At 55.3% G+C, this 803-nt stretch carries 1 protein-coding gene; it reads left to right on the top strand.

What is annotated here, in order from left to right:
- Positions 1–165 precede the first annotated feature (165 nt).
- Positions 166–723: a 16S rRNA (guanine(966)-N(2))-methyltransferase RsmD gene (rsmD, locus tag E1162_RS15345; protein ID WP_371311969.1), complete on the top strand. Its 558-nt coding sequence runs from the start codon at positions 166–168 to the stop codon at positions 721–723.
- Positions 724–803: the final 80 nt, after the last annotated feature.

The raw sequence follows: 803 nt of genomic DNA, 5'->3' as shown, positions 1-803 counted from the left end.
TTCAACCGCGACGGCAAGCCAGGTGGTTTTAAGCGCGACGGCAAACCAGGCGGCTTCAAACGCGATGGTAAACCAGGCGGCTTCAAGCGTGACGGCAAACCGGGTGGCTTCAACAAAGGCCCACGCACCGGCGGCGGTCCACGTCACAAGAAGGACTAATAGACAGTGCGGATTGTAGGGGGAAAATTTCGGGGCACACAGCTAGCCACGCCGAAATCTCAGGATACGCGGCCGACCACAGACCGTATGCGCGAGACCATTTTCAATGTTCTTGCGCACGCCTTTGACAATCCCGTTCAGGATGCGCGCATTCTGGACCTGTTTGCCGGTACCGGCGCTCTTGGCCTTGAAGCCATGAGCCGTGGCGGTCGCTTCTGCACTTTCGTGGAGGAGGCTGTTGAGGCCCGTGGCCTTATCCGCCGCAATGTCGAGGCAACTGGCATGATGGGCGCAACCAAGCTGCTGCGCCGTGATGCAACGTCTCTTGGCATCGTAGGCACTATGGAGCCTTGTGATCTTGTATTCCTCGACCCGCCTTACAATCAAGGCTTGGGTGAAAAGGCACTGGAAAGCGCGCTGGCAGGCGGCTGGATCAAACCGGGTGCGCTAATCGTTTGGGAAGAGGACGCGAGAGCGGCCCTTATCATTCCAGAGGGCTTTGAACTTCTGGACGAGCGACGCACTGGTGATTGTCAGGTGACAATCCTAAGAGCCAAACAGTAGCACTGCTAAAAAACGAAAACAAAAGCCGGATCACCTGATCCGGCTTTTTTATTGTCATTTACTTCAATATTACTTTTAAA

Source organism: Pseudovibrio flavus, assembly GCF_009711345.1.
Lineage (GTDB): Bacteria > Pseudomonadota > Alphaproteobacteria > Rhizobiales > Stappiaceae > Pseudovibrio > Pseudovibrio flavus.
The sequence above is the reverse complement of the archived record's forward strand: the minus strand, read 5'-3'. Positions and strand labels throughout refer to the sequence as shown.